25 protein-coding genes are annotated in these 26,128 nt (G+C 72.8%); 10 read left to right on the top strand and 15 right to left on the bottom strand.

What is annotated here, in order from left to right; genetic code table 11:
• Window positions 1-2: 2 nt before the first annotated feature.
• Window positions 3-722 (bottom strand): uridine kinase, encoded by a 720-nt coding sequence (locus HHX31_RS12750; protein WP_169948470.1) that lies wholly within the window; start codon window positions 720-722, stop codon window positions 3-5.
• 95 nt (window positions 723-817) lie between these two features.
• On the opposite strand from HHX31_RS12750, the gene HHX31_RS12745 reads away from it, so the two are divergent.
• The 6 genes from HHX31_RS12745 to HHX31_RS12720 all read left to right on the top strand — a co-directional run bounded on the left by HHX31_RS12745 (window position 818) and on the right by HHX31_RS12720 (window position 6,653).
• Window positions 818-1,984, top strand: coding sequence for a homogentisate 1,2-dioxygenase (locus HHX31_RS12745; RefSeq protein WP_169948469.1), 1,167 nt, complete (start codon window positions 818-820; stop codon window positions 1,982-1,984).
• Window positions 1,981-3,072, top strand: a complete 1,092-nt coding sequence (fahA, locus tag HHX31_RS12740) for a fumarylacetoacetase (protein WP_169948468.1) — start codon at window positions 1,981-1,983, stop codon at window positions 3,070-3,072. The genes HHX31_RS12745 and fahA overlap by 4 nt, the downstream gene beginning before the upstream one ends.
• A 149-nt stretch (window positions 3,073-3,221) precedes the next feature.
• The gene (locus tag HHX31_RS12735; RefSeq protein WP_311931755.1) at window positions 3,222-4,457 is read left to right on the top strand and encodes an Ig-like domain-containing protein; all 1,236 of its coding nucleotides are present in this window, start codon (window positions 3,222-3,224) and stop codon (window positions 4,455-4,457) included.
• Window positions 4,458-4,503: 46 nt separating this feature from the next.
• Window positions 4,504-4,938, top strand: coding sequence for a VOC family protein (locus tag HHX31_RS12730; RefSeq protein ID WP_169948467.1), 435 nt, complete (start codon window positions 4,504-4,506; stop codon window positions 4,936-4,938).
• A gap of 185 nt (window positions 4,939-5,123) precedes the next feature.
• Window positions 5,124-5,555, top strand: coding sequence for an NfeD family protein (locus HHX31_RS12725; protein ID WP_169948466.1), 432 nt, complete (start codon window positions 5,124-5,126; stop codon window positions 5,553-5,555).
• A 3-nt stretch (window positions 5,556-5,558) separates the two neighbouring features.
• Window positions 5,559-6,653 (top strand): SPFH domain-containing protein, encoded by a 1,095-nt coding sequence (locus HHX31_RS12720; RefSeq protein ID WP_169948465.1) that lies wholly within the window; start codon window positions 5,559-5,561, stop codon window positions 6,651-6,653.
• Between the two features lie 15 nt (window positions 6,654-6,668).
• Here HHX31_RS12720 and HHX31_RS35095 read toward each other — a convergent pair whose 3' ends face one another.
• From HHX31_RS35095 to HHX31_RS12675, 9 genes are read right to left on the bottom strand one after another with little or no spacing between them, the layout of a single operon-like run.
• Window positions 6,669-8,384: a GTPase gene (locus tag HHX31_RS35095; RefSeq protein WP_169948464.1), complete on the bottom strand. Its 1,716-nt coding sequence runs from the start codon at window positions 8,382-8,384 to the stop codon at window positions 6,669-6,671.
• A complete protein-coding gene (locus tag HHX31_RS12710; RefSeq protein ID WP_169948463.1) occupies window positions 8,381-10,108 on the bottom strand; it encodes an ABC transporter in 1,728 nt (575 codons plus the stop codon). Before HHX31_RS12710 ends, HHX31_RS35095 begins: the two co-directional genes overlap by 4 nt.
• 48 nt (window positions 10,109-10,156) lie before the next feature.
• Window positions 10,157-10,693: a hypothetical protein gene (locus HHX31_RS12705; protein ID WP_169948462.1), complete on the bottom strand. Its 537-nt coding sequence runs from the start codon at window positions 10,691-10,693 to the stop codon at window positions 10,157-10,159.
• An 11-nt stretch (window positions 10,694-10,704) separates the two neighbouring features.
• Entirely contained in the window at window positions 10,705-12,213 is a 1,509-nt protein-coding gene (locus tag HHX31_RS12700) for a HAMP domain-containing sensor histidine kinase (RefSeq protein WP_311931754.1), read from the bottom strand.
• Entirely contained in the window at window positions 12,197-12,883 is a 687-nt protein-coding gene (locus tag HHX31_RS12695; RefSeq protein ID WP_311931753.1) for a response regulator transcription factor, read from the bottom strand. Before HHX31_RS12695 ends, HHX31_RS12700 begins: the two co-directional genes overlap by 17 nt.
• Window positions 12,880-13,467, bottom strand: a complete 588-nt coding sequence (locus HHX31_RS12690) for a hypothetical protein (RefSeq protein ID WP_169948460.1) — start codon at window positions 13,465-13,467, stop codon at window positions 12,880-12,882. The genes HHX31_RS12695 and HHX31_RS12690 overlap by 4 nt, the downstream gene beginning before the upstream one ends.
• A gap of 28 nt (window positions 13,468-13,495) precedes the next feature.
• Window positions 13,496-14,785, bottom strand: a complete 1,290-nt coding sequence (locus tag HHX31_RS12685; RefSeq protein WP_169948459.1) for an ABC transporter permease — start codon at window positions 14,783-14,785, stop codon at window positions 13,496-13,498.
• Window positions 14,782-15,519 carry an ABC transporter ATP-binding protein gene (locus tag HHX31_RS12680; RefSeq protein WP_211589645.1) on the bottom strand — a complete coding sequence of 246 codons (738 nt, stop codon included), beginning with the start codon at window positions 15,517-15,519 and terminating at the stop codon, window positions 14,782-14,784. Before HHX31_RS12680 ends, HHX31_RS12685 begins: the two co-directional genes overlap by 4 nt.
• The gene (locus tag HHX31_RS12675) at window positions 15,516-16,673 is read right to left on the bottom strand and encodes an HlyD family efflux transporter periplasmic adaptor subunit (protein ID WP_169948458.1); all 1,158 of its coding nucleotides are present in this window, start codon (window positions 16,671-16,673) and stop codon (window positions 15,516-15,518) included. Before HHX31_RS12675 ends, HHX31_RS12680 begins: the two co-directional genes overlap by 4 nt.
• A 146-nt stretch (window positions 16,674-16,819) precedes the next feature.
• On the opposite strand from HHX31_RS12675, the gene HHX31_RS35090 reads away from it, so the two are divergent.
• Both HHX31_RS35090 and HHX31_RS12665 read left to right on the top strand, forming a co-directional pair.
• The gene (locus tag HHX31_RS35090) at window positions 16,820-18,622 is read left to right on the top strand and encodes an efflux RND transporter periplasmic adaptor subunit (RefSeq protein WP_169948457.1); all 1,803 of its coding nucleotides are present in this window, start codon (window positions 16,820-16,822) and stop codon (window positions 18,620-18,622) included.
• A gap of 181 nt (window positions 18,623-18,803) precedes the next feature.
• Window positions 18,804-19,430 (top strand): NYN domain-containing protein, encoded by a 627-nt coding sequence (locus HHX31_RS12665; RefSeq protein WP_169948456.1) that lies wholly within the window; start codon window positions 18,804-18,806, stop codon window positions 19,428-19,430.
• A 70-nt stretch (window positions 19,431-19,500) separates the two neighbouring features.
• Here the strand turns inward: HHX31_RS12665 and HHX31_RS12660 are convergent, their stop codons facing one another.
• The 3 genes from HHX31_RS12660 to lhgO are packed head-to-tail and all read right to left on the bottom strand — an operon-like array spanning window position 19,501 to window position 22,845.
• Window positions 19,501-20,916: a HAMP domain-containing sensor histidine kinase gene (locus tag HHX31_RS12660; protein ID WP_311931752.1), complete on the bottom strand. Its 1,416-nt coding sequence runs from the start codon at window positions 20,914-20,916 to the stop codon at window positions 19,501-19,503.
• A 3-nt stretch (window positions 20,917-20,919) separates the two neighbouring features.
• Window positions 20,920-21,642: a response regulator transcription factor gene (locus tag HHX31_RS12655; RefSeq protein WP_169948455.1), complete on the bottom strand. Its 723-nt coding sequence runs from the start codon at window positions 21,640-21,642 to the stop codon at window positions 20,920-20,922.
• 18 nt (window positions 21,643-21,660) lie between these two features.
• Window positions 21,661-22,845: an L-2-hydroxyglutarate oxidase gene (gene lhgO, locus HHX31_RS12650; protein ID WP_169948454.1), complete on the bottom strand. Its 1,185-nt coding sequence runs from the start codon at window positions 22,843-22,845 to the stop codon at window positions 21,661-21,663.
• Window positions 22,846-22,933: 88 nt separating this feature from the next.
• Between lhgO and HHX31_RS12645 the strand changes: the two genes are divergently transcribed.
• Both HHX31_RS12645 and HHX31_RS12640 read left to right on the top strand, forming a co-directional pair.
• On the top strand, window positions 22,934-23,296 hold the full coding sequence (locus HHX31_RS12645; RefSeq protein ID WP_169948453.1) for a hypothetical protein: 363 nt from the start codon (window positions 22,934-22,936) through the stop codon (window positions 23,294-23,296).
• Window positions 23,297-23,359: 63 nt separating this feature from the next.
• Window positions 23,360-23,794: a CBS domain-containing protein gene (locus tag HHX31_RS12640; RefSeq protein ID WP_169948452.1), complete on the top strand. Its 435-nt coding sequence runs from the start codon at window positions 23,360-23,362 to the stop codon at window positions 23,792-23,794.
• Between the two features lie 65 nt (window positions 23,795-23,859).
• Here the strand turns inward: HHX31_RS12640 and HHX31_RS12635 are convergent, their stop codons facing one another.
• Together HHX31_RS12635 and HHX31_RS12630 are read right to left on the bottom strand one after the other, a co-directional pair.
• The gene (locus HHX31_RS12635) at window positions 23,860-24,894 is read right to left on the bottom strand and encodes a hypothetical protein (RefSeq protein ID WP_169948451.1); all 1,035 of its coding nucleotides are present in this window, start codon (window positions 24,892-24,894) and stop codon (window positions 23,860-23,862) included.
• Window positions 24,895-24,988: 94 nt separating this feature from the next.
• On the bottom strand, window positions 24,989-26,098 hold the full coding sequence (locus HHX31_RS12630) for an epoxide hydrolase family protein (protein ID WP_169948450.1): 1,110 nt from the start codon (window positions 26,096-26,098) through the stop codon (window positions 24,989-24,991).
• Between the last annotated feature and the right edge of the window lie 30 nt (window positions 26,099-26,128).

Here is a 26,128-nt window from a genome sequence, read left to right as displayed (position 1 = left end):
GGTCACCACTTCAGCAGCCGCGGCTCGGCGAACACCGTGTTGTCGACGATCACGTCAGCCCGCGCCAGCGGATCGGCCTCCGCGATGTAGAGGCGCTCGGCGGGCAGATAGCGGTGCAGGTGCAGCGCCTCGGCCTCCGACCCGGCCCAGTCCTGGTCGCGCTCGGCTCCGCGACGCACCGAGGTCTCCGCGGACACCTCCATCCAGACGCGCAGGTCCCAGTGCGCGTCGATCTCGGGGCGGAACGCGAACACCCCGTCGACGATCGTGATCGCGCCGGGCGCGGCGGTCGTCCGCACCGACGAGTGGTCCACCTGGGTCAGCGGGTCGATGGAGCACAGCGCCACGTCCCCCGAGCCGTCCGGACCCGCCGGTTCGAGCAGCAGGGCGATCGCGGCGTCGTAGTCGTAGGCGTTGCGGTAGTACCCCTCGCCCGACTCCCGGTCGTACAGGTGCCGGTCACGCCACGGCCGCTTGAAGTCGTCGAGGCTCGCCCGCAGCACCGGGCGCCCCGCCCGGGCGAGGTGCTCGGCCAGCTCGTGGCCGAAGCTGGTCTTCCCCGCGGCGGTGAGCCCGTCCACGCCGACGCGCAGGCGGCCCGGGCCCAGAGCCAGCACGCGTTCCGCCACCCGCCGGACCAACGCCGTACGCGCGGGGGACCCGGGCGCCGGCGTCGGCTGCCGCCAGGTCGAGACGGACAAGCGGATCTCGGCAGTGCTCATGCCACACAGCTTGACATTCCCGGCACCATGACGAATCGTCGTACATGGATATAGGACACTGACGTCCGTTTAACGGACACGCATCGGGAGGTGTGATGCCGTACTACCGGGTGGTCGGCGAGGTGCCGCGCAAGCGCCACGTGCAGTTCCGCGCTCCCGACGGCGGGCTGTACAAGGAGGAGCTCATGGGCGAGGAGGGCTTCTCCTCCGACTCCTCGCTCCTCTACCACCGCCACGCGCCGACGGCCATCGTCAAGGCCGAGTCCGTGGACGCGGGAACCTCCGCCCTCACGCCCAACCTGCCGCTGTCGCCGCGCCACTTCCGCACCCAGGACCTGAAGCCCGACGGCGACCTGGTCTCCGGGCGCATGCCGCTCGCGGGCAACTCCGACGTCCGCATCTCGTACGCCGCGACGGACGCGCCCAGCGAGCTGTACCGCGACTCGATGGGCGACGAGTGCGTCTACATCGCGAGCGGCCGGGCCCGGTTCGAGTCCGCGTACGGCGCGCTGGACGTGGGCGAGGGCGACTACGTCGTCATCCCGACGGGGACGATCCACCGCTGGGTGCCCGAGGGCCCGGTGACCGCGCTGGTGATCGAGGCGGCCGGGCACATCAGGCCGCCGAAGCGCTACCTGTCCCAGTTCGGCCAGTTCCTTGAGCACGCGCCGTACTGCGAGCGCGACCTGCGCGCGCCGGACGAGCCGCTGATCGTGGACGGCGAGGAGGTCCCCGTCCTGGTCAGGACGCGGGGCGGGCTGACCAGGCTGACCTACGCCCACCACCCGTTCGACGTGGTGGGCTGGGACGGCTGCCTCTACCCCTACGCGTTCAACATCCGCGACTTCGAGCCGATCGTGAAGCGCACCCACGCGCCGCCGCCGGTCCACCAGACGTTCGAGGGCCCCGGCTTCGTCGTCTGCTCGTTCTGCCCCCGACCGCTGGACTTCCACCCGGAGGCCGTGCCGATCCCGTACAACCACCACAACGTCGACTCCGACGAGTTCATGTTCTACGTGGGCGGCGACTACACGGCCAGGAAGGGATCTGGCATCGACGTCGGCTCGATCTCGCTGCACCCGGCCGGCTTCACGCACGGCCCGCAGCCCGGCGCGGTGGAGGCCGCCGTCGAGGCCGTGCGCCAGGGGCACACCGAGACGACCGAGATGGCCGTCATGGTCGACACGTTCCGCCCGCTCGACCTCGGCCAGGCGGCCCTCGCCTGCGAGGACACCGGCTACGCCTGGACGTGGGCGCGATGAGCTTCGGGCTCGACAACCTGCCGTACGGCGTGTTCTCCCGGCCCGGCGAGGCGCGCAGGGTCGGCGTCCGGGTCGGGGACCACGTCCTCGACCTGGCGGCGGCCCTCGGCGGGGACGTCTACGCGGCGCCCACGCTCAACCCGCTGCTGGCCCTCGGCCGTGCGGCCTGGCAGGAGACGCGGGCGCGGGCCCGCGAGGCGGCGGCCACCGGCGACCACCTGGTCCCGCTGTCGGAGGTGACCCTGCACCTGCCCATCGAGGTGGCCGACTACGTCGACTTCTACGCCTCGCTTGAGCACGCGTCGAACCTCGGGCGGATCTTCCGCCCGGACGACGAGCCGCTGAAGCCCAACTGGCGGCACCTGCCCGTCGGCTACCACGGGCGGGCGGGCACCGTCGTCGTCTCGGGCACGCCGATCACGCGGCCGTGCGGGCAGCGGCCCTCGTTCGGGCCGTCGCGGAAGCTCGACATCGAGGCGGAGGTCGGCTTCGTCGTGGGGACGCCGACGCGGCTCGGCGAGCGCGCAGGCGCGTTCGAGGACCACGTCTTCGGGGTCGCGCTCGTCAACGACTGGAGCGCCCGCGACATCCAGGCGTGGGAGTACGTCCCGCTCGGCCCGTTCCTGGGCAAGTCGTTCGCCACCTCGATGTCGGCGTGGATCACGCCGCTCGACGCCCTGGAGGAGGCCAGGGTCGAGGGCCGGTCGCAGGAGCCGGAACCGCCCGCCTACCTCCGCAGGCAGTCGCCCTGGGGGCTCGACCTCACCCTCCACGTCGAACTGAACGGCGAGACGGTCTCGACGCCGTCGTTCCGCGACATGTACTGGACGCCCGACCAGATGCTCGCCCACCTCACCGTCAACGGCGCGCGCCTGCGCACCGGCGACCTGTTCGCCAGCGGCACCGTCTCTTCTGTCGGCCAGCCGGGCTCGCTCATCGAGCTGACCTGGAACGGCGCGGAGCCGGTCAAGCTGCCCGGCGAGACCCGGACCTTCCTCGAGGACGGCGACACCGTCACGATCACCGCGTGGACCTCGCACGGGATCAGTCTCGGCGAGGTCTCGGGGAGGATCATTCCGGCGACTTGACGTGTTCATGTCGTCACACCCCGCTATCTTTGGTGCCCGTGAGGCTACCCGGGCACCATGGGCGAGGCGGCCGCTCCGGCCGGCCGGAGCGGCATGAACGGAGCCGGCGCGCCCGGCGATCGAGACGACGGCAGGGGGACGGCCACCGTGTGGCGATCCCCGCCGCCGCCCGCGCCCTGCTCACCGCGCTGCTCCCGGCGCTGCTCCCGGCGCTGCTCCCGGCGCTGCTCCCGGCGCTGCTCGCGGTCTGCCTCGCGCTTGTCGCGGGCTGCGCCGTACGCGTGCCGCCCGCGCCGCGCATCGTGATCACCCCGTCGTCCGGCGCGGCGGCGGTCCCGCCGGAGACGGGCCTGGTCGTCAGGGCCGAGGGCGGCAGGCTGACCAGCGTGCTGGCGTTCGCGGGGCGCGACCTCGTGCCGGGCACGTTCGACCAGGCCAGGACCGTGTGGCGGGCGTCGTGGACGCTGCGCCCCGGCACGCAGTACGTCGTCAACGCGGTCGCGACCGGGCCCCAGAGCGTCACCACCCGGGTCGCGAGCCGGTTCCGCACGCTCACCCCGCGCCGCGAGGTCGCCGTCGCCTCGATCATCCCCTCCGACGGCGAGACCGTCGGGATCGGCATGCCGATCATCGTGAGGTTCACCAGACCGGTCGAGGACCGCGCGGCGGTCGAGCGGGCGCTGGAGGTCCGGGGCCCCGCCGAGGGCGCCTGGCACTGGGTGGGGCCCACCGAGGTCGTCTACCGGCCCCGCCGGATGTGGCCGTCCGGCGGGGCCGTCCGGCTCACCGCCCATCTCGCCGGCGTCCGCGCCGCCCCCGGCACGTACGGCGCCGCCGACCGGAGCGTGGCCTTCACCGTGGGACGGGCCATGGTCAGCACGGTCGACACCCGCGCGCACGAGATGGTGGTGCGGCAGGACGGCAGGGTGGCCATGCGCATGCCGATCAGCGCAGGCAAGGCGTCCACCAGGGAATACACGACCACGAGCGGGATCCATCTGACGATGGACAAGGGCAATCCCGTCCGCATGGTGTCCCCTGGCCGCCGCAAGGGCGACCCCGGCTACTACGACAAGCTCATCGACCACGCCGTACGGATCTCCAACAGCGGTGAGTACGTCCACTCGCTGGACAACGTGTGGGCGCAGGGCCGGGTCAACGTCAGCCACGGCTGCGTGAACGCCCACCCAGAACAGGCGCGGTGGTTCTACGAGCACGCGCTGCGCGGCGATCCGGTCATCGTCACCGGCACGACCCGCAAGCTGGAGTGGAACAACGGCTGGGGCTACTGGCAGCTGTCCTGGCCCCGGTGGCTGGCCGGCAGCGCCCTGCGGGAGGACGCCGCGCCGGCCCCCTCCGCGGCGGCCACTTCCGCGGCCTCCTGACACGCATCACCGCCTTCGAGTCAGCGGCCTGCATTACGGTCGAGTCATGGCAGCAGTGACGATCGACCTGACTCTCTACTGTGAGAACACCCGGCTCCTCGCCGAGTTCTGGAAGACGGCGCTCGGCTACGTCGACGAGATCCCGGCGTCCCGGCACGGGCTCGCCGGGGAGCCGCTCGGGCGGCTCGACCTGCCCGCAGGCGCCCCCGACGACGAGGGGGCCCTGCTCTGCCACCCCGAGGGGGCAGGCCCCCGGCTCACCATCGTCCGGGTCCCCGAGCGCGGGAAGGCGGACAACCGGCTCCACATCGACGTGCGCGTGCCAGGGAGCGGCTCGGCCGCCGACCGGTGGGAGCGGATCAGGGCGGAGGCCGCCCGGCTGGTGCGCGCGGGCGGCACGCTCCTTGAGGCATTCGACGACCACATCCTGGTGGCGGACCCGGAGGGAAACGAGTTCCGCGTCACCGCGATCCCGGCCTGAGACCCGGCGCCATGGGCACCGGCGGCCGTACGCGTTAGGTTGGAGGAACCGGACCCCAGCGTTGTTCGTTCGTTTGCTAGAGAGTGTCTGACGAATACCGCCAGTAGATGAGCGCGATCCAGGTGGACGCCTGGACCACTCGTACGAGGGCACGGGATCGGCGGACACGACCTAGGGAGGCGGCAATGGACTCCTGGATCGTATGGCTCATCCTGGCGGCGCTTCTGGGCGTCGCCGAGATCTTCACGCTGACCGCGGCACTGGGACTGCTGTCCGTCGCGGCCGTGCTCACGACGGTCGTCGCGGCCGTCGGGCTGCCGCCCGCGATCCAGTTCGCCGTGTTCGTCATCGCCTCCGCGGCCGGCCTCGCCGGGGCGCGCCCGATCGCGCTCCGGCACCTCAAGCAGCCGCCGCCCAAGCGTTTCGGGGTGTCCGCGCTCATCGGCAAGTCCGCGTACGTGACCAAGGAGGTCACCGGCAGGGACGGCCGGGTGCGGATCGGCGGCGAGGAGTGGTCGGCCCGTGCCTACGACGAGACGCTCGTGATCCCGCCAGGGGCCACGGTCGACGTCATAGAGATCGAGGGCGCCACCGCCCTCGTGTATCCCCGGGAGTGAGTAATGGACGCAGCATTGATCGCCGGAATCGTCATCGCGTTCGTCGCGATCCTGACGGTGCTGCGGGCCGTCCGGATCGTGCCCCAGGCCAGAGCCGGCAACGTCGAACGCCTGGGCAGGTACTACCGCACGCTCGGCCCCGGCCTGAACTTCGTCATCCCCTACATCGACCGGGTCCGCCCGCTGCTTGACCTGCGCGAGCAGGTGGTGTCGTTCAAGCCGCAGCCGGTCATCACCGAGGACAACCTCGTGGTGGACATCGACACGGTGCTGTATTTCCAGGTCACCGATCCCCGGGCGGCGGAGTACGAGATCGCCAACTTCATCCAGGGCGTCGAGCAGCTCACCGTGACGACGCTGCGGAACGTGGTCGGCGGCATGGACCTGGAGAAGACGCTCACCTCCCGTGACATGATCAACAGCCAGCTGCGCGGCGTGCTCGACGAGGCGACCGGCAAGTGGGGCATCCGGGTCAACCGGGTCGAGATCAAGGCCATCGACCCGCCGAAGACCATCAAGGACGCCATGGAGAAGCAGATGCGCGCCGAGCGGGACAAGCGCGCGGCGATCCTCACGGCCGAGGGCCAGCGGCAGTCGCAGATCCTCACGGCCGAGGGCGAGAAGCAGAGCGCGATCCTGCGCGCCGAGGGTGAGCGCACCTCGCAGATCCTCAAGGCCCAGGGCCAGTCGCAGGCGATCGACGAGGTGTTCCAGGCCGTGCACCGCAACGACCCCGACCCGAAGCTGCTCGCCTACCAGTACCTCCAGGTGCTGCCCCAGCTCGCGCAGGGCCAGGGCAACACCATGTGGGTGATCCCGAGCGAGGTCACCTCGGCGCTGAACACGTTGTCGAGGGCCTTCACCGAGTCTCTGCCCGCCAGCCGGGCCACCGTCACGGACGGCAGGGAGCACGAGCGGAGGACGGCGGGCGACGCGGCCGTGGCCGAGGCCGAGCGGGCCGCCGCGGAGGCCAAGGCCGCGGCCGAGGACAGCGAGCTGGGTCCGCGCCAGATCGAGTCCCGCCGCACCGACCTCGGCGCGACCGGCGTCCCGAACCCCGACCCCGCCCACGCCGTACGCCCGGACGAGCGCCCGTAGGAACTCCGGACGGCGTCAGGAGGCGGCGAGCGACACGCGGTCGGCGAACCTGGCGTAGCGGTCGAGCTCGTCCCTGGCAGGGGCGACGACCAGCTCCGCAGCGACCCGTTCGACGCCGGCGCGCAGCGTCTTGGCGGCTCTGCGCGCCCTGCGCCGCCCGCCGGCCCAGGCGAACAGCCGGCACAGCAGCGCGATCAGCACGCCCGCCAGCGCGCCGCCCAGCAGGAGCACGGTCGGCCACGGCGCCCGGCCGACCGTGGGGGTGGGAAGCTCGGGCAGCATGAGGTAGGTCAGCGCGAACCGCACGAGCAGCCAGATCGCGCCCGCGGCCATCGCGGCGACGGTCAGCCACTGCGCCGTCCCCGCCACCCGCCACCATCGGGGGGCCTTGGACACGTCGCCCGAGGTGGCCGCGGCGACCGTGCGGTCCAGCGCGTCGGCCAGCTCCCCTGACCGCGCCCGCGCCGCGTGCCGTACGGCCGTCGCCCACGGCTCCGGCACCCCCTCCGACGCGGCGGCCCCGACGTCCCGCAGGGCGGTGTCCACGGCGGAGACCTCGACGGCGGTCGCCGCGGGCAGCGAGGAGCGGGCTCCCCCGGTCAGGTGCAGGCGGCGCAGCGGGTCGGGCCGCAGCCCGCGCAGCCAGCGCGTCACCGGCCAGCCCGTCGCGGCGACCGAGCGGTGCCGGTGCGCCTTCGCGACCGCGTCGACGGCGACGGGCGCCCCGGCCGCCTGCGCCAGCGCCCGCGTCAGTGCTTTGCCGACGGTGACCTCCGGCACGGTCACCCGTCCCGGCGGGGGCGGCGACGCGGCGACGGCCGGGGGCTGAGCGGCCGGGGATCGGGTGGCCGGGGGCTGAGCGGCCGGGGATCGGGTGGCCGGGGGCGAGGCGGCCGGGGGCGAGGTGGCCGGGGGCGAGGTGGCCGGGGGCCGGGTGGCGGCCCAGAGCCCGGCGGCGGCCGAGGCCACGTCGGCGGCGAGCCGCGACGACCAGGCGCGGCGGCGGGAGACCTCGCGGTCGAGCAGCCCCCGCAGTTCTGGGACGCCCTCGCCGGTGCGGGCGGACAGGCCGAGCACCGTGACCCCTTCGAGTCCGTCCGCCGCCAGCAGGCCGCGCAGGTCGTCGAGACAGCGCTTGACCGACCCTTCCGGCAGCCGGTCGACCTGGTTGAGCACGACGACCATGACGTCCCTGTGCCGGGCCAGCCCGCGCAGATAGCGCTCGTGCACGGCCGCGTCGGCGTACTTCTGCGGGTCGAGCACCCACACCAGCAGGTCCACCACGCCGACCAGGCGGTCGACCTCCCCGCGGTGGGCCAGTTCGATGGAGTCGTGGTCGGGCAGGTCGAGCAAGATCAGCCCGGGCGCGCCGTCCTCGACGGTGTGGCGCAGGGGGACGTCGAGCCAGTCGAGCAGCGGTCCCGCGCCGCCGGCGCCCCACAGGGCCGCCTGCGCCTTGGCGGTCGTGGGCCTGGTCACCCCCACCGCCGCCAGATCGGTCCCGGACAGCGCGTTGAACAGCGACGACTTGCCGCTGCCCGTCGCCCCGGCGAGGGCCACCGCGGTGTGGTCCACCGACAGGCCGCGCCGTGCTCCGGCGCGGGCGACCACGGCGCGCGCCTGGTCGACCGCCTCCCGCGCGAGCCGGCCCTCCGCCAGGTCCGCGGCTTCCGCGAGCGCCTCCAGGCGGTCGTCCAGCGGCACCTCCGCCCTCCTGCGCGGGAGCTTCACAGGGCGCCCCTCTCCTGTACGGTCTTGGCGATCTCCCGCAGCCGGGCCGCCGTCTCCGGCTCGGGGCCCAGCCCGTCCAGCAGCGAGGTGAACCGGGCGCGGTCCTCGTCGAGCAGCGCGCGGACGCGCCGCCGCAGGTCGTCGCGGGCCTCCTGGGTGAGCGTGCGTACGGCCTGGTCGCCGAAGACGGCTTCGAGCAGCTTCTGGCTGAGCACGCCGGTGCCGCCCGCGATGCCCAGCTCGATCCCGGTGATCCCGCCGGTCGTGGAGAACACCGCCAGCATGATCAGCACGCCGAGGCTGTTCACGCCGAACGACGCCGCCCTGGCGAGCGTGCGCCGGTCACCGCCCTCGGCGCGGACGAGGTCGAGCACGTGCCCCTGCCAGGCGCGTACGGCCTCGCCCGCGCGGCGGGGCAGATCCGGTGCGGCGCGGCCGAGCCGCCCTGAGACGGCGACGCCTGATTTCTCCAGGAGGTCGCGCCCGGCGGGCAGGGCCAGCCACGCCTCGACGGCACGCTCGGCGGCCCCGTCGGCGGTGGCGCGGATCAGCGACTCCACCCCGCTCTCCAGCGCGACGCGCAGCTCCCTGTCCGGCGCCGGGCGGCCGCGGAACGCGGCGGCGAGGCGGTCGCGGAGCCAGCCGATCCGCGATTCGAGCGAGCGCATGAGGTCGCCGGTGCCGACGAAGTCCTGCCAGCGGGCCAGCACCTCGCCGCGCAGCAGCCTGCCGTCGCGCATCCCGTCGTCGAAGGCCGACATGGCCACGTCGTACGCCCCGGTCGCGATGTCGCGCAGCTCGGTGATGCCCGCCCGCTGCCGCTCCACCCGGCCGGCCAGGTCGGGCAGCCGGGTGTCCAGGCTGTCCAGAGCCCCGGTGAGGGTCCGCCGTACGACCTCGGCCCGCGCCTTGGCGTCCACCGACAGGCCGGCGAGCCAGGTCGCGATCGGCTGCACGGCGTGGGCGGGCAGCCGGGCCCGCTCCGACGGCAGCTCGAGCTCGGGGACGGTGAACAGCGGCGTGCCGCCGAGGCCGTTCTCCCGCAGCAGCCGGGCCAGGTCGGCGGCCACCGGTTCCCACGCCTCCGGGGGGACCCGCTGGAGGATCACCGCGAGCGCCGTGCTCCGCTCCCTGGCCAGGCGCAGGAAGCTCCACGGCACCTCGTCGGCGTACCGCGCGGCCGTCGTGACGAACAACCACAGGTCGGCCGCGGCGAGCAGTTGCGCGGCCAGCTCCCGGTTGGCAGCGACGACCGAGTCGATGTCGGGGGCGTCGAGCAGCGCGAGCCCGGGAGGCAGGCCGTCCACGGGGGCGATCCGCAGGGTGCCCGGCTCGCCGCGTCCCCCGCCTGCCGTCCCACCGGTCACCCTGGCCAGCCCCGGCAGGACCGTGGTGGAGGTGAACCAGGTGGCGTCGGCGGGGTTGCACACCAGAGTCGGGGCCAGCGTGGTGGGCCGCAGCACCCCCGGCTCGGTCACGGTCGCCCCGGCCAGCGAGTTGACCAGGGTGGACTTGCCCGCCCCGGTGGAGCCGCCGACCACCGCGAGCAGCGGCGCGTCGATGGCCGACAGGCGGGGCAGCACGTAGTCGTCGAGCTGCCCGCGCAGCTCAGCGAGGACGCGCCGGTCGGCGGCGGCGTCCCCGATCTCCAGAGGGAACAGGTCCTGTTCGAGGTGACGCCGCAGGCTCTCCAGGGCGGCCCGCAGCCTGTCGTTCCCCGCCATACTTCCGACCTTCCCTGAGGAAGGCCGCCGAATCAGCCGCCCCGGCGGTCAGGCAGTGGGCGTGGGCGCCGGCAGCAGGACCTTGCACTTGTCGTACGCCTTGGCGACCTTGGGGTCCTGCGTGGCCGGCCCGCGCACGCGGCCGCCGGCGGGCAGCTCGGCGCCGTTGTCCTTCATGCAGGTGCGGAACGCCTGCAGGTCCTGCGGATCGACGCCGCGCCGGCCGCCGAACCCGCCCCCGCCGCCTTGCGGCATCAGGGAGCGGCACGCCTCGAACGCCTTGCTCATGGCGGGGTCCATCGACCGGAACCCGCCGAAGCCGCCGCTGGGCCGCCCGCTCGGCCAGGCGCTGGGCCTGCCGCTGGGCCGTTCGTTCGGCCCCTGGGAAGGACGCCCGGTGGGCGGCGTGACGCCGTTCTTGCGCAGGCACTCGGTGAACGCCGCACGGGGGTCGGCGCTCGAATCGCCGCCCGCGGCCCGCGTGGTGGTCGTGGTGGTCGTGGCGGCGGTGTCGTCGGCGCCGCCGCAGCCGGTCACCGTGACCGCCAGCGCCGCCGCGGCGACCGCGATGGACAGGTGTCGCAAGGGGGATCACCCTAACCTTTCTCCAGGAGGCTCTCTTCAGGAGGGCACGCGGGAAGACGGACGCGGAACACCGCGCCGCGGCCTGGCTCGCTGTCGGCCGTGATGGTGCCGCCGTGGGCCTGGACGAGGGCGGCGGCGATGGACAGCCCGAGTCCCGTGCCGCCCGAGTCCGACCGGCTGCGCGCGGGATCCGCGCGGTAGAACCTCTCGAAGACGCGCCCCGCGTCGCCGGGGGCCAGCCCCGGGCCGTCGTCGGCCACCTCGATCACCGCCTGCCCCCCGGGAACCATGCCCACGCCCACGCGGAAGGCGGTGCCCGGCGGGGTGTGCCGCAGGACGTTGCCGACAAGGTTGCCGACGACCTGGCGCAGCCGCGCCTCGTCGCCGAGCACCCGCACCGGCTCGTCGGAGTCGTCCAGCCGCAGCAGGTCGATCTCGCGATCCGGCGCGAGCGTCTGCGCGTCGAGCACCGCCCCCGCCGCGAGGCTGAGCACGTCCACCGGGCGGCGTTCGAGGGGGCGCTGCTGGTCGAGCCGGGCGAGCAGCAGCAGGTCGTCCACGAGCAGGCCCATGCGCACGGCCTGGTCCTCGATGCGGCGCAGCAGCAGGCCCGGGTCCTGCGAGCCCTGCTGCCGGTACAGCTCCGCGTAGCCGCGGATCGAGGTGAGCGGCGTGCGCAGCTCATGGGACGCGTCGGCCATGAACCGGCGCATCCTCTCCTGCGACGCCTCCCGCTCCCGGAACGCCGTCTCGATCTGGGTGAGCATGCCGTTCACAGACCGGCCGAGACGGCCCATCTCCGTGCGCCGATGTCGCAGCGGGACGCGCCGCGACAGGTCGCCGGCCGCGATCGCCTCCGCCGTCCTCTCGATCTCCCCCAGCGGGCGCAGGCTGCGCCGTACGAGCCAGTGGCAGGCGACGCCGAGGGCGGCGAGCACCGCGAGGCCGACCCCCAGGACGATCACCACCAGCCGGGAGACCGTGCCGTCGATGTCGGCCAGGCTGACGGCCGCGACGCGGAAGCGGGCTCCGTCGTCCTCGCGTACGGCGATCGCCCGCCACAGCGCGCCCGAAGGGCCCTCGACCGTGAACAGCCACTGCCTCCGGTCCTGCCTGGGCCTGGGCAGCGTGGGCGGCGGGTCGGGGTTCGGCGGCTCCTGGACGGTGCGGACCACCGCGCCGTACCGGTCGAGCACCACGATGTAGAACGACCCGAACTGTCTCGGCGGCCGGATGGCGGCGCCGGCGCCCTGGACGGGAGACGGCGGCTCCACCGGGCGCCGGCCGACGGCCGTGAGCTGCGAGTCGACCCGATCAACCAGGTAGCCGCGCAGGAGCTGGACGGCGAACCCCCCGGTCAGCGCGATCGCGAGCGCCACGAGCAGCAGCGTCCCCGCGACGAGCCGCAGCCAGAGCGGGGTCCGGGCGGCACGCCGCCGGAGCTCGCCGACGCCCGGCAGGCGCGGCAGGCGCCCGTGGGCCCGCTTCCCCGGACTCGGCTGGTCAGCCGCGTGGCGCACGGAGGACATAGCCCACGCCGCGGAGCGTGTGGATCAGCTTGGGCTCTACGGCGTCGACCTTGCGCCGGAGATAGGAGACGTACGACTCGACCACGTTGTGGTCGCCGCCGAAGTCGTAGCGCCAGACATGGTCGAGGATCTGGGCCTTCGACAGCACCCGGCCCTGGTTGGCCATGAAGTAGTGCAGCAGCTTGAACTCGGTGGGCGACAGCCGTACGGAGGTTCCGCCGCGCCAGACCTGGTGGGAGTCCTCGTCGAGCTCCAGGTCGGCGACGCGCAGCCGGGCGGGGGCCGCGTCGCCCGCGCGCGTGCGGCGCAGCACCGCCCTGATGCGCGCGAGCACCTCCTCCAGGCTGAACGGCTTGGTGACGTAGTCGTCACCGTGGCCCAGCCCCGCGATCTTGTCCTCGGTCGCGTCCCTGGCGGTGAGGAACAGCACAGGGACCCGCCGCCCCGACGCCTGGAGCCGGTCGGAGACGGCGAAGCCGTCCAGGTCCGGCAGCATGACGTCGAGCACGATCAGGTCGGGGCGCACCTTGGCGGCGATCTGGACCGCCTCTCTGCCGGTGCCCGCGGTGATCACCTCGAACCCGGCGTACCGCAGGCTCGCCGACAGCAGTTCCCTGATGTCGGGCTCGTCGTCGACGACCAGCAGACGGCCCTCCGTCACGATCCCGCCCTCCGGCCCACGGGCGAGCCCTGCGTGACCGACGTCGCCGCCACCTGGCCCTGGTCGTCGGCGGTGCCCGCGACGGTGACGAAGCTGCCCGGCTTGAGATCGGAGACCTTCCCCTCCTGGCTGACCTGGACCTTGGTCTCGCCCGAGGTGGTCACCGTGACCACGCCGCCGTTCGCGGTCTGGATGTAGATCTTGTCGCCGTCGACGAGCTTCACCGTCCCGAAGGTCATTCCACCGGCCCCCGCCCCCGCTCCCGCACGTCCGGCGAAGCCGCCGCCCACGCCCCCGTCCCGCGCGTACCCGCCGCCGAGTCCGCCGCCCGCGGGGGCCTGACCGGCACCGGCGTACGCCCCAGGACCGCCCGGGCGGGACGGACCCTGGCCCGGCGCGGAGCCGCCCACAAGCTTCTGCACCTGGATGCCGAGGAGCAGCCCGGCCACGAGCAGGACGCCCCCGGCCAGGGCGAGCGTCAGCTTCGACCCGCCCGCCCGCGTGGGACTCGCCGTCAGCACCTCCTGGAGGTCGTCGTCGAACGGCGAGGTCTCCAGAAGCTCCTCGGAGTCGCGGGTGCTCATGTTCGTCTCCCTTCGATGGGCCCGGCCGTCACTCGAAGCGGAGGGCTTCGATCGGCCGCAGCCCTGCGGCGCGGTTGGCGGGATAGCTGCCGAAGAACAGGCCGATCACGACCGAGACCCCGAGCGCCAGCGCGATCGACGTCGGGACGATCACCGGTCGCACGCCCGCGATCGTGAACTGGGCGCCGGCCACGGCGATCAGCACGCCCAGCAGGCCCCCGACGAGGCTCAGCATCGTCGCCTCGGCGAGGAACTGGCCGAGGATCGCGCCCTTGGGCGCGCCGATCGCCTTACGGATGCCGATCTCCCTGGTCCGCTCGGTGACCGTGACGAGCATGATGTTGGTGATGCCGATGCCGCCGACGAGCAGGCTGATCGCGGCCACCGCGCCGAGCAGTACCGTGAACGTCCCGGTCGCCGCGCTGACCGTCTCCTGCAGGGTCGCCTGGTTGAGGATGCGGTAGTCGGCGCTCGCCGAGCCGGTGATGCCGTGCCGCTGGTCGAGCACCTCGGTGACCTCGGCCTGCGCGGCGTCGACCGCCTCGGCGCTCTTGGCCTGCACGAGGATCTGCCCCAGCGGCCCGAACCCCGTCAGGCTCTGCTGCACGGCGGGCAGCGGGGCGATCGCCACGTCGTCGGCGTCCTGGAACCCGGACGAGCCGGTCTCCTTCAGCACCCCCACGACGGTGAACGGCACACCGGACACCGTGATCTGCTTGCCGAGGGGGTCGACCGCGCCGAACAGGTTCTCCGCCACGGTCTGCCCGATGACCACGACCTTGCGCGCGGCCAGCACGTCGTCGTTGTAGAAGTAGGAGCCCTTGGCGACCGGCTTGTTGGACGCCTCGAAATAGCTCGGGTAGGTGCCGACGAGCTGGCTGATCGAGTGGCTCGCCCCTTCGTACGCGGCGCTCTGGGCCTGTGCCGTGACGACGGGCGAGACGCTCTTGACCGAGGGGGCGTTCGCCGGGTCGGCCAGCGCCCGCGCGTCGTCGACGGTGAGGTCCCTGGCCTGGACGCGCGGTCCGGTGTTCTGCCGCCCGGCCTGTCCGCCGTCCCGCCCGCCGCCCCCGCCCGCCGCGCGGGCGAAGCCGCCGGGGCCGCCACCGCCGCCCGAGGTCGAGGGCGTAATGGTCAGCGAGTTGGCCCCCAGCCGCTGGATGTTCTGCTGGATCTGCTGCGACGACCCCTCGCCGATCGCGACCAGCAGGATCACCGCGGCGACGCCGATCAGGATGCCGAGCATGGTGAGCGCGCTGCGCATCTTGTTGGCGGCCAGGCCGCGCAGCGCGAATCGCAGGACCTCCACGCCGTTCACGAGGCCACCTCGGCGAGCCGGGGAGGCGGGCCGCCGGCCGGGGCGACGCGCACGTCCTCCACGATCCGGCCGTCCACGAGGCGGACGATCCGTTTGGCGTGCGCGGCGACCTCCTCCTCGTGCGTGATGACGACCAGGGTCCGGCCGCTCGCGCTGAGACGGTCGAAGATGTTCATGACGTCCTCGCTGGACTTGCTGTCGAGAGCGCCCGTGGGCTCGTCGGCCAGCAGCAGGGTCGGCGCGGTCACGAGCGCGCGGGCCACCGCCACCCGCTGCTGCTGGCCGCCGGACAGCTCGTTGGGCTGGTGGTGGACGCGCTCGGCGAGCCCGACCCGGTCGAGCGCGGCCAGGGCCCTGCGCCGCCGCTCCGCGGCCCTGACCCCGCCGTACGCCAGAGGGAGCTCCACGTTGGCGAGCGCGCTCATCCGGGGGATGAGGTTGAAGGACTGGAACACGAAGCCGATCTTGCGGTTGCGTACGATCGCCAGCCGCCGCTCGTCGAGCCCGCCGACGTCGGTGCCGTCGAGGTGGTAGGTGCCGCCGGTGGGGACGTCGAGGCAGCCGACGATGTTCATCAGCGTGGACTTGCCGGAGCCGGAGGCGCCCATGATCGCCACGTAGTCGCCGCGCTCCACCCGGAGCGACACGCCGCGCAGCGCACGCACCGCGGTCTCGCCCTCGCCGTACACCTTGGTGACGTTGCTCAGATCGAGCACAGGGGGGTCGGGCCTCATCGGTTGCCTCCGCCGCCACCGCCGCCACCGAAGCCGCGGCCGAACCCGCCTCCGCCTCCGGGGAACTGGATGCCGCCTCCGCCGGTCGTCGCCGCCCGGGGCCGCACCACCTGGTCGCCCTCCTGGAGCCCTGACTTGATCTCGGTGGTGGTGTCGCCCTTCACGCCCACCTCCACCCGTTTCACGACCTGTGTGCCGTTCTCCAGCACCGTCACGGTGGTCTGGCCGCCCGCCGTGGTGACCGTCGTGGACGGCAAGGTGAGCACGTCGGCCGCCTCGCCCACCGTCACCCGTGCCGTGGCCGTCTGGCCGAGCCGTACGGTGGAGGGCACGTCGGTCAGCGAGATCGTCACGGCGTACTGCACGACGTTGTTGTTCGTCCGCGGCTGCGGGTCGATCACCGTCACCTTGCCAGTGGCGGTGATCCCGGTGAGCGCGTCGAAGGACACCGTCGCCGCCTGGCCAGTCTTGATCCTGCTGACGTCGGCCTCGGTGAAGTTCCCCACGATGCGCAGCCGGGCGGGATCGGCGATCTCGATGAAGCCGCCGGACCCGCTGGAGCCAGCGGACCCGCTCGACCCGCCCGATCCGCTCTGCGACTGCGCGAGGCTGCCCTGGGCGGAGCCGCCGGACCCGCCGGATCCGCCGGACGAGCCGCCGACGGCCCCGTTGACCGCCGTGACGACCCCGGCGAACGGCGCCTTGATCACGGTGCCGGCCAGCGCCCGCTTCGCCGAGCGGTAGGCGTTCCTCGCGTTGACGTACTGCGAGTAGCCCGAGGCCGTGGAGGTGTCCGCCTCCTCGGCGGCGTCCAGGCTCGCCCGGGCCGCCTCGAGGCTCTCCCGGGCCGCCGTGTCGTCGACGCGCGCGAGCACCTGTCCCTTCTTGACCCGGTCGCCCGTCTCGACCAGGACCGACTCGACGGTGCCGTTCGCACCGAAATCGAGGGCGCGTGTCCTGGCGCTCTCGACAGAACCGGAGGCCGACACCGACGCGAGCACGGTCCCGCGGGTCACCCGGGTCGTCAGCGGCGCGGCGCCGTCGCCCGGGGAGTCGCTCCCCAAGGACGCCCAGGCCGCCGCGATCCCGCCGAGCAGCAGCACCACAAGGACGCCGTTGATGACCAGCGTCCTGCGCTTCGTCGACAGCTTCACGACGTCGAACCCTGGCAAACTCCGCTGCGGGCAACCTAGGCCGATGCTGAGGGTTTGCTGACAGTCCGGATCGGGAGCCCGCATCCACAGACAACTCTCAGGTACGGCCAAGCCACCGGTCACGTGACGTCAGCAGGATGTCCGCCATGAGACCGAGCACTCCACTCAGCGTCGGAGGGCTCGCGCTGGCGGGGATCGTCATCGCGAGCGTCGCCGTGATCTCCGCCACGGGCGGCGACGCCTCCGTGGCCGATCGCATGGCGCTCGCCTCGGTCCAGCGTGGCACGGTCGAGTCGTACGTCTCCGCCGCCGGCAACACGATCGACACCGGCGTACGCGACCTGGCGTTCGGAGCGGAGGGCACGGTCGAGAAGGTCTACGTCAAGGTGGGCGAGAAGGTGCGCAGGGGCGAGGTCCTCGCCCGGGTCGACGACACCATCGCCAGGGAGAACTACGAGGCCGCGAAGGCCGCCCTCGCCGCCGCCCAGGAGACCCTCGACGACGTCGAGAACGGCACCGCCACCGCCACCGCCACCGGAGCGGGGGCCGCCGCGCTAGGCGCGGGTGGCTCCGGAGCCCGCGCGTACGGCGGCGGCACCGGCTCTAACGGCGCTGGTACCGGCTCTTACGGCGGCGGCGCGGGGGCCGGAAGCTCCGGCGGGACCGGCCCTGGAGCCGGCTCGGGGAACGCGGCGGGCTCCGGCGGCGGTGGCCCGGTCTCGTGCCCGGCTCCCTCCGTACGGCCTTCCGGGCAGGCGTCCGCGCGTCCCTCCCCACAGCCTTCGCCGCGGCCCTCCTCGCAGCCTTCCACGACCGCCCGGCCGTCGAGCCGACCGGCCGCCGCCGCGATGGGCGACGGGGTGAGCGCGGCGAGCATCGCGCTTGTGGCGTACCAGGGCGGTGACCACGACCACGATCACAGCGGTAATCACGGCGGTGATCACAGTGGCGATCACGGCGGCGCCACGCCCCAGCCCAGTCCGGCTCCCTCGGTCACGCCACGCCCGCGCCCGCACCCGACACCGTCCAGGCCGCACCACCCGGCCCCTACGCACGGCGCTACCGCGCCGAACCCCGAGGCGAGCGTCTCGATCCTGCCCACGCCGCCGGCGCACCAGCCCACCGCCAAGCCGAGCCTCTCCCCCAGCGCTTCCTCCTCCACCTGCGCGCCCGGCCAGGGACAGGGCTCTCAGGGGTGGAGCGGACAAGGCCAGGGCGGCGGCACGCAGGGGCGCGCGGGCTTCGGCGGCGGCCGCACTGCTCCGGGGGGCCAGGGCGGCCAGGGGGGCGGCGTCCGGCTGACCGAGGCGCAGGCTGAGGCACAGGTCAGCCAGGCGACGACCGAACTGGCCGAGGCCAAGCAGGCCCTCGCCGGGGTGCGGATCAAGGCTCCGGCGGACGGCACGATCCTGTCCATCGCGGGGACCACGGGCTCCCGTTACACCTCGGGCGCCTTCATCACCCTGGGCGACCTCGACGCCCTGCAGGTGCGGGCGATGTTCACCGAGTCGGACATCCGCTTCCTCAAGGTCGGTCAGGCGGCCACCGTCACGCTGTCCACGCGACCGGGGCAGGAGTACGCGGGAACGGTCGCCCACGTCGACCCGACCGCGACCACCTCCAACCGTCTCGTCCGCTACGGCGTGACGATCGACCTGGAGAACCGTCCCGCCCGGCTGCTGCTGGGGCAGAGCGCCACCGTACGGGTGACGACCGGCGAGGCGGCCGACGCGCTCTACGTCCCCTCACAGGCCGTACGCGCCCAGGACGACGGCAGCGCCGTGGTGACCGTCGTGAACGGCGGAACGCAGACGCGCCGTACGGTCAGGATCGGCGTGCGCGGCGACACCCACGTCGAGATCACCGACGGTCTCGCCGAGGGCGACCAGGTCGTCCTGCCCTCCGCCTCTACCGCCTTCCCCGACGAAGGCTTCCCCGGAGCCCACTGACCCGGAGCCCACTGATCCGGCGGCGGTCCACACGGCGTCCAGCCCGGTCGCGCGCAAAGACGAGGTCACGTCATTTCCCTGCGAGTTGACGCGGCCCTCGCTACTCTCGTATAAAGAAAACACTGCTCCCCGCCGTCCGGGTATCACCCGGACTGGCGGGGATTATTTGTTGTGGGGCAAAGTGACAGACCGCGTCATTCTGTTCATCGACTATCAGAACGTCTACAAGGGTGCCCGCAGCTGTTTCTACTCACAATTACACCCTCCCCATACGGCCGGACAGATATTCCCATTGACACTTGGTCAACATATAGTCCGCAACAGCCCTTATGACCGTGAACTGACCCAGGTCAGGGTCTATCACGGCAGGCCCGCCGCAACAAGGGACCCCAAGGGATACGGAGCCTGCACGCGGCAGGTCGCCGCCTGGGAACGCAGCGCTGAGGTGGTGACCGCCCTCCGCACTCTTCGCTATCCGTACGGGTGGCCTGAACGTTGCGCTCCCGGCGAAAAGCCACAGGAGAAAGGCGTCGACGTCGCGCTGGCGGTCGACTTCGTGCGGTTGGCCATCGAGAAGGAGTATGACGTCGGGATCCTGATGTCGACCGACACCGACCTCAAGCCGGCCCTGGAAGTGGTGGCTTCTTTACGGTCGTCAGGAGGCCCGCGTGTCGAGGTGGCGGCGTGGAGCGGAGACAACATGCACAACAGGCGGTTGTCGATCTCCGGCATGAATCTCTGGTGTCACTGGCTGAACGCCGCGTCTTACGACCAGGTCAAGGACCCGACCGACTACACCCTGGACTGACCGCCGACCACGAACGCCTTCCGCCCTCGACCTCCGCTTCGCGGGACGGGGAGTCAGCGGGATCAGCGGTTCAGGGGCGGGCCTCGGGGGCGAGGGGGAGGGTGACACGGAAGGCGGCCCCGGCGCCGGGAGCGGTCTCCACGCCGACCTCGCCGCCGTGCGCCTCGACGAGGGACCGTACGATCGCCAGCCCCAGGCCGCTGCCCCCGGAGGGCCGCGTACGGGAGGGGTCGGCGCGGTAGAAACGCTCGAAGACCCGGGCGGCCTGTTCGGGGGTGAGGCCGGGCCCCTTGTCCGCCACCTCGATGTACGCCGTACCGTCCCGGCTTCCGACGCGTACGGTGATCGGGGTTCCCTCGGGCGTGTGGGTCCTGGCGTTGCTCATCAGGTTGCCCACGACCTGCCGCAACCGCACCTCGTCACCCGAGACGATCAGCGCGGCGTCCCCCTCGACCACGAGCGACACGTCTCGGTCGGGGCAGAGGGTCCTGGCGTCGTGGACGGCGTCGGCCGCCAGGGCCAGCAGGTCCACGGGCCGCATGCGCAGCGGGCGCTGCTGGTCGAGCCGGGCGAGCAGCAGCAGATCGTCCACCAGCAGACCCATGCGGGCGGCCTCGCTCTCGATGCGCGACAACAGCCGGGTGACGTCCGCGTCCGGCACCTGCCGGTGGAACTCGGCGAAGCCCCTGATCGAGGTGAGCGGCGTGCGCAGTTCGTGCGAGGCGTCGGCCACGAAGCGGCGCATGCGCGCCTCCGACTCCCGCGCCTTCGCCTCCGACTCCCTGGCCGCCGCCTCGGAGGCGGCCCGCGCCTGGAAGGCCGCCTCGATCTGGGCGAGCATGCCGTTCAGCGCGCGGGCGAGCCGCCCGACCTCCGTACGCGGGTCGCGGTCGGGCATCCGGCTGCCTAGGTTTCCCCTGGCGATGGCCTCGGCGGTCGCCTCGATCTCCGCCAGGGGCCGCAGGCTCCGCCGTACGATCACGACGCCGACGACGGCGAGCACGACCATCAGGGCGCCGCCGACCAGCGCCTCGATGAGGGCGAGCCGGGCGGTGATCTGGCCGACCGAGGCCATGTCCACCGCGACGACCACCGTGCCCCGGCCGTCGACGGGCACGACGCGGGCGCGCCACCGGCCATCCCCCGACACCGCGGGGACCGTCGCCGGGCGCAGGGAGGTCACGACGGCGGGACCGGGCAGGTCCTCCACGCTCATGCCCGCCTGGGCGAGCAGCGTCCTGCCGCCGGTGTCGCGGATCTCCACGCGTCCCTCGGGCGGCAGCCTGAGCCGTGCGAACGCCGCGGGCCCGCGGTCGAGCCGGATCCGGGTCTCGTTCGCCAGCATGGCGACCTGCAGGTCAACCCGGCTGACCAGGTAGTCGCGCAGCACAGAGACGCTGCCCACGCCGATGGCGGCGAGCGCGACCGCGACCAGCGCGAGCATGGCCGCGCTGAGCCGGATCCGCAGCGGCGTGCGCCCCGACACGGCTCAGGCGCCGGCTGGCGGTGTCCGCATGACGTAGCCGACGCCGCGCAGCGTGTGGATGAGCCGGGGGTGGGCCATGGTCTGCGCGCCGTCGAGCTTGCGGCGCAGCACCGACACGTACGACTCGACGATCCCGGCGTCGCCGCGGAAGTCGTATTCCCACACGTGGTCGAGGATCTGGGCCTTCGACAGCACCCGGCCGGCGTTGCGCATGAAGTAACGCAGCAGCTTGAACTCGGTGGGCGACAGCGGCACGGCCTGGCCGCCGCGCCAGACCTCGTGGGACTCCTCGTCCAGTTCGATGTCGGCGAAGGTCAGCCGTGGCGGGGCGACCAGCGGGTCCCCGGCGGTGCGGCGCAGCACGGCCCGGATGCGGGCGACGACCTCCTCCAGGCTGAACGGCTTGGTCACGTAGTCGTCGCCGCCGAGCGTCAGGCCCCTGACCTTGTCCTCGGTGGCGTCCCGCGCCGTGAGGAAGACCACAGGGGTGTGGCTGCCGCCGCCGCGCAGCCTGCGTACGATGTCGAACCCGTCCATGTCGGGCAGCATGACGTCGAGCACGATCAGGTCCGGGCGGTGCCGCTGGGCCGCGGCGACCGCCTCACCGCCGTTGGACGCGGTGCGGACCTCGAATCCGGCATACCGGAGACTGGCCGCGAGCAGTTCGAGGATGTTCGGCTCGTCCTCGACGATCAGCAGCCGGGCTTCAGGAGATGCAGCGACCATGGCGCCTGCACTCTAGACCTAATTGGCTAAGGGAACCGTTAAGGCGATATGCCGGGCGATGGCGAGGCTGCTCGTGGCCGCCGGTGAGGGCGCGTTGCGCACCAGCACGATCCGTCCGCGCACGTCGATGACGAAGTCGTCGAGCAGCCCGCCGTCCCGCGACACGGCCTGCGCCCGCACGCCGCCCTCGGTGCGTACGAGGTCGGCCGGGGCCAGTTCTGGCACGTACCGCCGGGCGGCGGCCACGAAGGCGTGTTTGGCCAGCGAGCCGTACACCTCGCGCAGGCCGGTCCGCCAGTGCTCGGCCGCCAGCCGCCGCGTGCCCGGCCAGGCGGCGATCCGCCGCAGGTCACGCGCCGACACGGACCGCCAGGAGTAGCCCTCCAGGGCGAGCGCGGGCACGGCGTTGGGCCCGACCAGGACCTCCCCGTCGATCCGGCGGGTCAGGTGGACGCCGAGGAAGGGGTACCGGGGGTCGGGCACGGGGTAGATGAGCCCTTTCACCAGGTCACGCGCCGGCCCGGCGAGCCGGTAGTACTCCCCGCGGAACGGGACGATCCGCACGTCGCCGCCCGCCCCCGCCAGGTCCGCCACGCCGTCCGAGCCGAGACCGGCGCAGGAGATCAGGCGGTCGAAGTCGAACCTCTCCCGCCCTGCCAGCACCGCGACGCCGTCCGTGGTCTGCCTGATCGCGCGTACGGGACGCGAGAGCCGTACGGTCCCGCCGGCCTCGGCCACGTCGGCGGCGAGGCGGCGCGCGACCGCGGCGAAGTCGGTGATCGCGGTGTGCGGCGAGTGGACGGCGGCGACCCCGACCGCGTACGGCTCCACGTCCCGCAGGCCGATCGCGTCGAGTTCGGCGATGCCGGGCACGCCGTTCTCCCTGGCCCGCTCGGCGATGCGGCGCAGGCCGGGCAGTTCGGCCCGGGTGGAGGCCACGACGAGCTTGCCCGCCTCGTCGTACGGCAGGCCGTGCTCGGCGCAGTACTCGCGCAGCATGGCCGCGCCCTCCCGGCAGAGCGTCGCCTTGAGCGAGCCGGGCTGGTAGTAGATCCCCGCGTGCACGACCCCGCTGTTGTGCCCGGTCTGGTGGGCGGCGACCCGGTTCTCCTTCTCCAGGACGGTCACCTCGGCGCCTGCCCGCGCCATCTGCCGGGCCACGGCCAGACCGAGGATCCCGGCGCCGACGATCCCGATCCTCATGTCCGCGCGGCTCTCGTCAGCATGGCGCACATTGTGGCAGCCGGAGTCGCTCCGCGGTGATCGAACCTGTGTTCGGTACGATGGCTGCGTGTACGTGCCACCCGGCTGGCCGCCGGAGGTGCGCCCTCCGGACAGCCCCGATTGGGAGATCTCGGCCGTGTCGTGGCTGCTCGACGCGGTGCCTCCGGACTACCGCGCGTACGGCGTGCTGCGCCGTCACCCGCTCGCGCTCGCCCGGATGGCACGCCAGCAGGTGGCGGCCTCGATCCAGGCGGCCAGGGAGGGCTACCGCGGAGCGGCGGTGGAGCTGAAGGGACATCTCCCCCCGCACGCGGTCGAGGCCGTCCTGGACGCCTACCGCCAGGAGGGCCCCCGGCTCGTACGGCTGGCCGCGTCGATCGCGCTGGTGGAGCGCGCCCTGCGCGGCGAGCACTTCCTTCCCCGGCTGTGATTCCGGTCTTATTTCCCGACATATGGGGCATAACCGCTCAAAAGAGGGAATCGGGGGTTAGCCATGACCACAGAGGGAGTGTCCAAGACCGCCGGCCAGGTCATGCACGAGGGCGCGCAGTGCATCGGCGAGCACGACAGCCTGCGCAGGGCCGCCGAGATGATGCGCGACCTGGGCGTCGGGGCCCTGCCCATCTGCGGGGAGGACGACCGGCTCAAAGGCATCATCACCGACCGCGACATCGTCATCAAGTGCTGCGCGGAAGGCAAGGACCTCGACCAGACCACGGCGAGCGAGCTCGCCCGCGGCCTCGTCTGGGTCGACGCCGGCGCCAGCGTCGAGGACGCGCTGGCGAAGATGGAGGAGCACCAGATCAAGCGCATGCCGGTGATCGACAACCACCGGATCGTCGGGATGATCACTGAGGCCGACCTGGCCAAGGAACTGCCCGACAGCAAGCTCGCGGAGTTCGTGCACCGCATCTACGCGCGGAGCTGACTCTCGCGACGCTCTCCGGGCCGGGCGCCGACGGTGCCCGGCCCTCTCGCGCCGCCACGCCTCGTTCAGCGGCCCGTGCGGTAGGCGACGAACGCGATGATCCCGATCGCCCCTACAGCGACCGCCAGCCATAACACCGGCATCGGCACGGCGAGGACTCCGTCCCCGGCGGCCGCTCCGCTCGTCGCCTTGACCGCCCTCGGCCGGGCGGAGGTCCGGGCCGGCGTGGGCGACGGAGCCGGTCTGGCGGCGGCGGGCAGCGGCACCCGGTAGACCGGGCTGTTCTTCCCCTCGCTCCCGGTGAGCAGTGCCCTGCCGTCCCGCGTGTACGCGATCGACTCGGCCTGGTGCAGCGGCGGCATCGTGACGTGCGCGATCAGTTCGCCCGGTGACCGGTAGACGGACGCCGAGAAGTACGTGCGGATGACGAAGCTCGACCCGTCGGGCGCGTACGCCGCGTCGGTCGCCATGATGGGCGCGCTGCCCACCCGCCGCAGGACGTTGACCCTGTCGGTGCGGAGCTTCGCGGGGGCGGCGTAGACGCCGCCGGAGAACTCCTTGCTGACGATGTACAGCCGGCCCGTGCGGGGATTGACCATCACCCCCTCGGCGTTGCGGGGACCGTCGGCGTACCTGAAGCGATACCTGGTCGCCCGCAGCGTCGCGTCCTCCATCGTCCTGGGCTCGACGACCTTGTAGACGGACACGTCCGGCCAGGTGTCCAGGTTGTCCCCGATGTCGGCGATCCACAGCACGCCGCGGCCGGTCGCGCGGTCGGTGGAGGCCGCGATGCCCTCCCAGTCGCGGGCCTCGGCGTTCCCGATCGTGAAGGTCGCCCGTGTGCGGCCGTCCGGGCCGATGGCGTAGATCCGCGGCCCGCTGCCGCTGTCGTTGTGGGTGTAGACGATGCCCTTGTGCGTGGGCGAGACGGCCAGGCCGCTCGACTCGCCGATGCGCTCGTCCCGGATCACGAACTGCGGCTTGTCCCCGTCGTCGGCCCGCGCGGCGGCACCAGGGAGGACCGCTCCCGCGGTCGCGAGGAGAGCCAGGACGGTGCGCGGAATCCGTCTCGTCCGGCTCCGCCCCCTTGCGCACCCCATGCGGCCCATCATGGCCGATGTCCGCAGGGGGCGCGGCGGGCGACGTGCCCCGGCCGTCCCGGAATCGGTCAGGAACGGGTATGCGGGCGGCCTGTCACCGCAGGGCCGCGTAGAAGTCGCGCAGGTCGGCGGCGAGCACGTCCGGCCGCAGGTGGGCGGCGTAGTGACCGCCCCCGTCGTAGGACCGCCAGTGGACGATGTTCTTGTGATCGCGCTCGGCGAAGGTGCGCATCGACACGAAGTCGCCCTCGAACATCGCCAGGCCGAGCGGGACCGTCGTCGGCTCCTTGGGATGCTCGGCGTGCGCGTCCTCGTAGTAGAACCGCGTGGCCGAGGTGGCGGTGCCGGTCGCCCAGTAGAGCATCGTGTTGGTCAGGATGAAGTCGTCGTCGACGTCCTCACCGAACAACTGGGCGTTCCAGCCCAGCAGCCCGGCCGGCGAGTCGAAGATCCCGTACGACAGCGTCTGCGGCTGCTGCGAGTGGACCATGTTGAACGACATCTTGTTCTCGTAGAACCACTGCAGCACCTCCAGGCCCTTCCGCTCCTCGTCGGTGAGGTTCGCCATCTCCGCCGGGTCGCCGGAGGGGAAGGAGTAGATCTGCGTCACGTGGACGCCGGCGACGTGCTCGGGGTCCACCCTGCCCACCTCGGGGGAGACGAACGAGCCGCCGTCGTTGCCCACCGCGCCGTACCTGTCGTAGCCGAGCCTGCGCATGAGCTCCGCCCACGCCCTGGCCGTACGGAACCGGTTCCAGCCCCGCTCCCTCGTCGGGCCGGAGAAGCCGAAGCCCGGCAGCGACGGGATCACCAGGTGGAACGCCTGCGCCGGGTCCTCCGGGTTCGTCAGCGGTTCGACGACCTTGAGGTACTCCGCGATCGAGCCTGGCCAGCCGTGGGTGAGGATCAGCGGGAAGGCGTCCTCGTGCGGCGACCGCACGTGCAGGAAGTGGATGTCCTGCCCGTCGATCTCGGTGATGAACTGCGGATGCCGGTTGATCTCGGCCTCGTGGGCGCGCCAGTCGTACCCGTCACGCCAATACTCGGCCAGCCGCTTGACGTACGCGACCGGCACGCCGTACTCCCAGCCGGTTCCGGGGATCTCGTCGGGCCAGCGGGTCCGGCCGAGCCGGTCCCTCAGGTCGTCGAGGCCGGCCTGCGCCACGTCGATGCGGAAGGGCCTGATCTGCGTGTTCTCGCTCATGACGCCGACATTACGGACCCTTCCGGACAG

This window comes from Microbispora sp. H11081 (assembly GCF_012999535.1).
In the GTDB taxonomy this organism is placed as follows: domain Bacteria; phylum Actinomycetota; class Actinomycetes; order Streptosporangiales; family Streptosporangiaceae; genus Microbispora.
The sequence above is the reverse complement of the archived record's forward strand: the minus strand, read 5'-3'. Positions and strand labels throughout refer to the sequence as shown.